Below are 6,780 nucleotides of genomic sequence, written 5' to 3'. Positions count from 1 at the left end.
GAGTTCGTTTGAAAAGTTGGCATGTTTATTGGATTAATTTAAACAGAGTGAATACCACCCGATCTTAAATATACCTTAGGGTGTATTTGGCAAGTGATTTACGGTCAGTGCTTCCAAGAGAGTAAAGCTGACCGCTTCGCAAAAGACTTGCGGACTCGATAGGAGAGCAAAATATGACCATTAATGTAAATACCAACGTGTCGGCAATGACCGCTCAGCGTTACTTGACCAAGTCGTCCAACGATTTAAATACCTCGATGGAGCGTCTTTCTTCTGGTAACCGTATTAACAGTGCCAAAGATGATGCGGCAGGTTTGCAAATTTCAAACCGATTGATCGCTCAGTCTCGTGGTCTTGATGTGGCAATGCGTAATGCTAACGATGGTATTTCGATTGCTCAGACCGCTGAAGGAGCAATGAATGAGTCAACCAGCATTCTGCAACGTATGCGTGATTTGGCCCTACAATCAGCCAACGGAACCAACTCAGATGCCGAGCGTCAAGCACTCAACGAAGAGTCGGTTGCTCTGCAAGATGAGTTAAACCGAATTGCCGAAACGACCTCTTTTGGTGGTCGTCGATTGCTCAACGGGTCATTTGGTGAAGCATCATTCCAAATTGGTTCTAGTTCCGGTGAAGCGATCATCATGGGCTTAACCAGTATCCGTGCCGATGACTATCGGATGGGCGGCCAATCTTTTATTGCTACTGAAGGCAAAACTAAAGATTGGGGCGTCGATTCGACAGCAAACGATTTGAAATTAGAGTTCACCAAAAAAGATGGCCAAGAAGTGACATTAGATATCTTAGCCAAAACCGGTGACGATATTGAAGAGCTCGCAACTTACATCAATGGTCAGACTGACTTGCTCAAAGCCTCAGTCGACGAAGATGGTAAGCTACAGATTTTTGTTGCTGAACCACACATTGAAGGTGATTTAACCATCTCTGGAGGCTTAGCGACTGAACTTGGTTTAGCCGGTGGTCCTGGAGAGAAAACGACCGTGCAAAATATTGATATGCGCACCGTTGGTGGCTCGCAAAACGCAGTCGGTATCTTAGATGCAGCGCTCAAATACATTGACTCACAACGCGCGGATTTAGGTGCTAAACAGAACCGACTCAACCACAGTATTAATAACTTGGCCAACATCCAAGAGAACGTCGAAGCCTCGAAGAGCCGGATTAAAGATACCGACTTTGCGAAAGAGACGACTCAGTTGACTAAGTCACAAATATTGCAGCAAGCAGGAACGTCAATTCTTGCTCAAGCAAAACAGTTGCCAAACTCTGCAATATCATTATTGCAGTAGTCCTGGGAGGCGGCATTAATAAGCTCAGACGTGAGTATGTAATCCGCAACCTTGGCAAGGTATGGTTGTTAGAACAGTATAAGCTCTCTCAGATACGCCTGTTTATACTAGGAAAATAACCATACATTATGGTTAGCCATAATGTGTTCATTTCTCTTGATCTCCACATTGGCAATGGCTGCCAACCATAGCCCCGGTTCTCTCAAAGGAAAAGGGGCTTTTCTTTTTTCTGCCAATCCATTTCTCATCCCCCCCGGCCATTACCGCTAAATCTTGAGCGATTTATGTCTTTTTCGGTTGGTTTTGCGTCTTATGCCTCAGTTTCTTCTTTCTAAGTCGCTTAATTCACCTTGCTCAATAAATCCCCTAAAGGAATCGTCGTTTGAGTCGCTATTAAAGATACTTTGAGAGAACTACGTGGTTATCCGAGACGTCGGAAACCGTTCGGCAAGTTCCGCTACGTCTAATATTAATAGGAGACCAATTATGGCGGTAAATGTAAACACTAACGTGTCAGCGATGACGGCACAGAGGTACCTGAACAGTGCAACCAGTGCACAGCAAACGTCAATGGAACGTTTGTCTTCAGGTTTTAAAATTAATAGTGCGAAAGATGATGCTGCAGGTTTGCAGATCTCAAACCGTTTGAATGTGCAAAGTCGTGGTTTAGACGTTGCTGTTCGTAACGCGAATGATGGTATTTCCATGGCACAAACCGCCGAAGGCGCCATGAATGAAACCACCAACATTTTGCAACGGATGCGGGATCTTTCTTTACAATCTGCGAATGGTTCAAACTCAAAATCTGAGCGTGTCGCTATCCAAGAAGAAGTCACGGCACTTAATGATGAATTGAATCGTATTGCAGAGACCACCTCATTTGCGGGTAATCGTCTATTGAACGGTACTTTCCAAACGAAGTCGTTCCAGATTGGATCTCAGAGCGGTGAAGCTGTGATGCTGACCATGAAAGACATGCGTAGTGATAACGCGATGATGGGAGGAACCAGTTACGTTGCGGCGACTGAGGCAGATAAAGATTGGACGGTTAGTGATGGTAGTAATGATTTAACTTTAACCTTGACCGATATTAATGGCGATGAGCAAATCATTAATATTACCGCTAAAGTCGGTGATGATATTGAAGAAGTTGCCACCTACATTAATGGTCAAACTGACTTAGTACAAGCCTCAGTCAATGAGAAGGGGCAGCTACAGGTCTTTACGGGAAATAATGATGTCACTGGCGCCGTCGCTTTTAGTGGTGCATTAGCTACCGAGCTGGATATGCAAACGGGTCAAGCGATCACTATCGATACAATTGATGTAACGACCGTTGGCGGAGCGCAAAAATCCGTGGCCGTTGTTGACGCGGCGCTTAAGTATGTTGATAGTCATCGTGCAGAGCTAGGTGCGTTCCAGAATCGATTCGGCCATGCAATTAATAACTTGGATAACATTAATGAAAATGTTAATGCGTCTAAGAGCCGGATCAAAGATACCGACTTTGCTAAAGAAACGACGGCACTGACTAAATCACAGATTTTAAGTCAAGCGTCGAGCTCAGTCTTAGCTCAAGCGAAACAAGCACCAACGGCGGCACTCGCGCTATTAGGTTAATTAAGATTTAAGTGATAATAAAAAACCCAGCATAAGCTGGGTTTTTTTATAAATGGTGCGGAAGGAGAGACTTGAACTCTCACACCTTGCGGCGCCAGAACCTAAATCTGGTGCGTCTACCAATTTCGCCACTTCCGCACAAATTTTTTAGATAACTTGATTGACTCAAATCATCATTGTAATTGGCAGGTCTACCTGGATTCGAACCAGGGAATGGCGGCATCAAAAGCCGCTGCCTTACCGCTTGGCGATAGACCTGCAATGCTGTTAATTTAATAACAGTCTTATCGATAAAGCAACTGTTCAACAGTAACTAACGATAAATGGTGGCTACGACGGGATTCGAACCTGTGACCCCATCATTATGAGTGATGTGCTCTAACCAGCTGAGCTACGTAGCCACGACTAATCAATGGTGCGGAAGGAGAGACTTGAACTCTCACACCTTGCGGCGCCAGAACCTAAATCTGGTGCGTCTACCAATTTCGCCACTTCCGCACAAATTTTGTAGATAATCTGATTGACTCAAACCATCGTTGTAATTGGCAGGTCTACCTGGATTCGAACCAGGGAATGGCGGCATCAAAAGCCGCTGCCTTACCGCTTGGCGATAGACCTGTTGTTGATAGCAGGCTATGCTAACTCAATAAATGGTGCGGAAGGAGAGACTTGAACTCTCACACCTTGCGGCGCCAGAACCTAAATCTGGTGCGTCTACCAATTTCGCCACTTCCGCACAAATTTTGTAGATAACTTGATTGACTCAAACCATCGTTGTAATTGGCAGGTCTACCTGGATTCGAACCAGGGAATGGCGGCATCAAAAGCCGCTGCCTTACCGCTTGGCGATAGACCTGTAATACTGAACTTGGTGCGGAGGGAGGGACTTGAACCCTCACGTCCTAACGGACACTAGCACCTGAAGCTAGCGCGTCTACCAATTTCGCCACCACCGCAAATTCAGTCAATGCTGACACAGTATTGATGGAACTAAATAGTTGGCAGGTCTACCTGGATTCGAACCAGGGAATGGCGGCATCAAAAGCCGCTGCCTTACCGCTTGGCGATAGACCTACATCGGTTAACAGCTATCTACTGCTGACCTCTAATATGGTGCGGAAAGAGAGACTTGAACTCTCACACCTTGCGGCGCCAGAACCTAAATCTGGTGCGTCTACCAATTTCGCCATTTCCGCAAAACTTTACTTTTATAACGAGATAATGGTGCGGAAGGAGAGACTTGAACTCTCACACCTTGCGGCGCCAGAACCTAAATCTGGTGCGTCTACCAATTTCGCCACTTCCGCATCTCGTTATTGTACCTGATCTCAAAAGAAGAGGTAAAATAAGTGGTGGCTACGACGGGATTCGAACCTGTGACCCCATCATTATGAGTGATGTGCTCTAACCAACTGAGCTACGTAGCCATCTTTTTAGAGCGAGAAACTATAATCTATTCTCGCCATCAGTTCCAATAGTTTTTACGTATTGAAACCTAAAGAAATAATGGCAGGTCTACCTGGATTCGAACCAGGGAATGGCGGCATCAAAAGCCGCTGCCTTACCGCTTGGCGATAGACCTACGGTGATAAGTAGCCCTTGGGCAGCCTATCGATAAATGGTGCGGAAAGAGAGACTTGAACTCTCACACCTTGCGGCGCCAGAACCTAAATCTGGTGCGTCTACCAATTTCGCCATTTCCGCATTATTTCCTAATTATTCTACTCAAAGAACACTTAGGAAATGGTGGCTACGACGGGATTCGAACCTGTGACCCCATCATTATGAGTGATGTGCTCTAACCAGCTGAGCTACGTAGCCAATTGCTAAACTGCTTATCACTCACAGCCAGCGTTACGTCGGAGTTTCGAAGTTGCCTTCTCGCTGCGAACGGTGCGCATTATGCGGATATGGCTGTAGAGCGTCAATAGTTTTTTTGAATAAATTCCTCAAAACCAACTGTTCGAGTTTTTTTTAAACAAAGCTAGCTATTTCTGATCAAAATCTATCCCAAACCGAGTGATTTTCTCATTGTACGTCAAGCAGATGATCATGGTTTATTAGCGATGAATGTAAAAGTAAGCCATGAAAGTTCGATGCAAAAAGAAGCCCACATTGTGTTGGCTTCTTTCGATAGTGGTTAGGTTTTATACGTTAAAGCGGAAATGAATGACATCACCATCTTTGACAATATAATCTTTGCCTTCTAAACGCCATTTACCCGCTTCTTTGGCACCACTCTCGCCTTGGTACTGGATGAAGTCATTGTAACCGATCACTTCGGCACGGATAAATCCACGTTCAAAATCGGTGTGGATTTTTCCTGCTGCTTGAGGAGCTGTCGCGCCTACCGGAACGGTCCAAGCACGGACCTCTTTAACCCCTGCGGTAAAGTAAGTTTGCAAATCAAGCAGTTCATACCCTGAACGAATCACTCGGTTTAAGCCTGGTTCTTCAATACCCAGATCGGCAAGAAACTCAGCACGCTCTTCTTCTTCTAATTCAGAAAGTTCGGCTTCAATAGCAGCACACACGGCCACGACAGAGGCATTTTCTTGGGCGGCATGAGCACGGACCGCGTCTAAATAGGGGTTATTTTCAAAGCCATCTTCATTCACATTAGCAATGTACATGGTTGGCTTAAGGGTGAGGAAATTAAGGTATCCAACCGCAGCAAGTTCTTCTTTGCTTAAGGGGACAGAGCGTGCAGAGCCACCTTCAGTCAGTACTGGCAACAGTTTTTCTAAGACACTAAGCTCAAATTTAGCGTCTTTATCACCGCCTTTTGCACGTTTCGTTTGACGTTGAATCGCGCGTTCGCAACTGTCTAAGTCGGCTAAGGCGAGTTCAAGGTTGATCACTTCGATATCTTCAATAGGTGATACTTTACCGGCGACGTGAACAATATTTTCGTTCTCAAAGCAGCGGACAACGTGACCAATCGCATCGGTTTCGCGGATGTTGGCTAAAAATTTATTACCTAAACCTTCACCTTTTGATGCCCCAGCCACTAAGCCTGCGATATCAACAAACTCCATTGTCGTTGGTAGTATGCGTTGTGGATTAACAATTTTTGCCAAGGCGTCGAGACGCAAATCAGGCACTGGTACCACACCAGTGTTTGGTTCAATAGTACAAAACGGGAAGTTAGCCGCTTCGATACCTGCGTTAGTCAGTGCATTAAAAAGGGTTGATTTACCTACGTTAGGTAAACCCACAATGCCACATTTAAAACCCATGTTTGGTAACCTTATTCAGCTTTGAACGTATGTAAGCGGTTTTGCGCTTTAGTTAGGCCATCTTTCAGTAAAATATCGAGACAGCGAACAGATTCATCTACTGCTGCTAGTATGCACTCGTGCTCTTTGTTAGGAGCTTTACTTAACACATAGCCTGCGACTTTGTCTTTGTGTCCTGGATGGCCAATGCCAATACGAAGACGATAGAATTCTTTATTGTTGCCTAATTTACTGATGGTGTCTTTTAACCCATTATGACCACCATGCCCGCCACCTTGTTTAAATTTAGCCACGCCGGGGGGAAGATCCAGTTCGTCATGAGCGATCATGATCTCTTCCGGTTTGATTTGATAAAACTTAGCAAGGGCTGCGACGGCTTTACCAGATAAATTCATATAAGTCGTTGGGATCAGTAAACGCAGATCTTCACCATTAACCAATATACGACCGGTTAATCCGAAAAACTTTACTTCACTTTTCAGTGTCGTATTGTGCACTCGGGCCAGTTCTTCGATGACCCATGCTCCTGCATTATGTCGAGTATTGACGTATTCAGGGCCCGGGTTGGCCAGACCGACAAGTAATTTAATTGGTTGACTCAAGGCTAG

At 45.2% G+C, this 6,780-nt stretch carries 4 protein-coding genes and 15 tRNA genes; 2 read left to right on the top strand and 17 right to left on the bottom strand.

Going from position 1 to position 6,780, the window contains the following annotated elements; genetic code table 11:
* Positions 1-173: 173 nt before the first annotated feature.
* Both CAG58_RS09175 and CAG58_RS09170 read left to right on the top strand, forming a co-directional pair.
* Positions 174-1,313, top strand: a complete 1,140-nt coding sequence (locus CAG58_RS09175; RefSeq protein ID WP_161426096.1) for a flagellin — start codon at positions 174-176, stop codon at positions 1,311-1,313.
* Between the two features lie 486 nt (positions 1,314-1,799).
* A complete protein-coding gene (locus tag CAG58_RS09170; protein ID WP_154170401.1) occupies positions 1,800-2,933 on the top strand; it encodes a flagellin in 1,134 nt (377 codons plus the stop codon).
* Between the two features lie 53 nt (positions 2,934-2,986).
* Here the strand turns inward: CAG58_RS09170 and CAG58_RS09165 are convergent.
* From CAG58_RS09165 to pth, 17 genes are all read right to left on the bottom strand, one after another.
* Positions 2,987-3,071, bottom strand: a tRNA-Leu gene (locus CAG58_RS09165).
* 45 nt (positions 3,072-3,116) lie between these two features.
* A tRNA-Gln gene (locus tag CAG58_RS09160) sits at positions 3,117-3,191 on the bottom strand.
* 66 nt (positions 3,192-3,257) lie between these two features.
* Positions 3,258-3,334 (bottom strand) — tRNA-Met (locus CAG58_RS09155).
* Positions 3,335-3,346: 12 nt separating this feature from the next.
* Positions 3,347-3,431 (bottom strand) — tRNA-Leu (locus CAG58_RS09150).
* A 45-nt stretch (positions 3,432-3,476) separates the two neighbouring features.
* Positions 3,477-3,551, bottom strand: a tRNA-Gln gene (locus CAG58_RS09145).
* 33 nt (positions 3,552-3,584) lie between these two features.
* Positions 3,585-3,669, bottom strand: a tRNA-Leu gene (locus tag CAG58_RS09140).
* 45 nt (positions 3,670-3,714) lie between these two features.
* Positions 3,715-3,789, bottom strand: a tRNA-Gln gene (locus CAG58_RS09135).
* A 13-nt stretch (positions 3,790-3,802) separates the two neighbouring features.
* A tRNA-Leu gene (locus CAG58_RS09130) sits at positions 3,803-3,889 on the bottom strand.
* A gap of 43 nt (positions 3,890-3,932) precedes the next feature.
* Positions 3,933-4,007 (bottom strand) — tRNA-Gln (locus CAG58_RS09125).
* A 37-nt stretch (positions 4,008-4,044) separates the two neighbouring features.
* A tRNA-Leu gene (locus CAG58_RS09120) sits at positions 4,045-4,129 on the bottom strand.
* Between the two features lie 26 nt (positions 4,130-4,155).
* Positions 4,156-4,240 (bottom strand) — tRNA-Leu (locus CAG58_RS09115).
* Positions 4,241-4,283: 43 nt separating this feature from the next.
* A tRNA-Met gene (locus CAG58_RS09110) sits at positions 4,284-4,360 on the bottom strand.
* Positions 4,361-4,440: 80 nt separating this feature from the next.
* Positions 4,441-4,515: transfer RNA gene (locus tag CAG58_RS09105), tRNA-Gln, on the bottom strand.
* 37 nt (positions 4,516-4,552) lie between these two features.
* Positions 4,553-4,637: transfer RNA gene (locus CAG58_RS09100), tRNA-Leu, on the bottom strand.
* 40 nt (positions 4,638-4,677) lie between these two features.
* Positions 4,678-4,754 (bottom strand) — tRNA-Met (locus tag CAG58_RS09095).
* 326 nt (positions 4,755-5,080) lie between these two features.
* On the bottom strand, positions 5,081-6,172 hold the full coding sequence (ychF, locus tag CAG58_RS09090) for a redox-regulated ATPase YchF (protein WP_154170403.1): 1,092 nt from the start codon (positions 6,170-6,172) through the stop codon (positions 5,081-5,083).
* An 11-nt stretch (positions 6,173-6,183) separates the two neighbouring features.
* The gene (pth, locus tag CAG58_RS09085; protein ID WP_158139056.1) at positions 6,184-6,774 is read right to left on the bottom strand and encodes an aminoacyl-tRNA hydrolase; all 591 of its coding nucleotides are present in this window, start codon (positions 6,772-6,774) and stop codon (positions 6,184-6,186) included.
* Positions 6,775-6,780 lie beyond the last annotated feature (6 nt).

Source organism: Vibrio sp. V31_P5A7T61 (assembly GCF_009904895.1).
Classification (GTDB): domain Bacteria; phylum Pseudomonadota; class Gammaproteobacteria; order Enterobacterales; family Vibrionaceae; genus Vibrio; species Vibrio metschnikovii.
This window is presented reverse-complemented; position numbering and strand designations above follow the sequence as displayed.

What these genes read in the sequence shown, in the direction of transcription:
- ychF (WP_154170403.1), bottom strand. Translation starts at nt 6,172, where the DNA reads ATGGGTTTTAAATGTGGCATTGTGGGTTTACCTAACGTAGGTAAATCA.
- CAG58_RS09175 (WP_161426096.1), top strand. Translation starts at nt 174, where the DNA reads ATGACCATTAATGTAAATACCAACGTGTCGGCAATGACCGCTCAGCGT.
- CAG58_RS09170 (WP_154170401.1), top strand. Translation starts at nt 1,800, where the DNA reads ATGGCGGTAAATGTAAACACTAACGTGTCAGCGATGACGGCACAGAGG.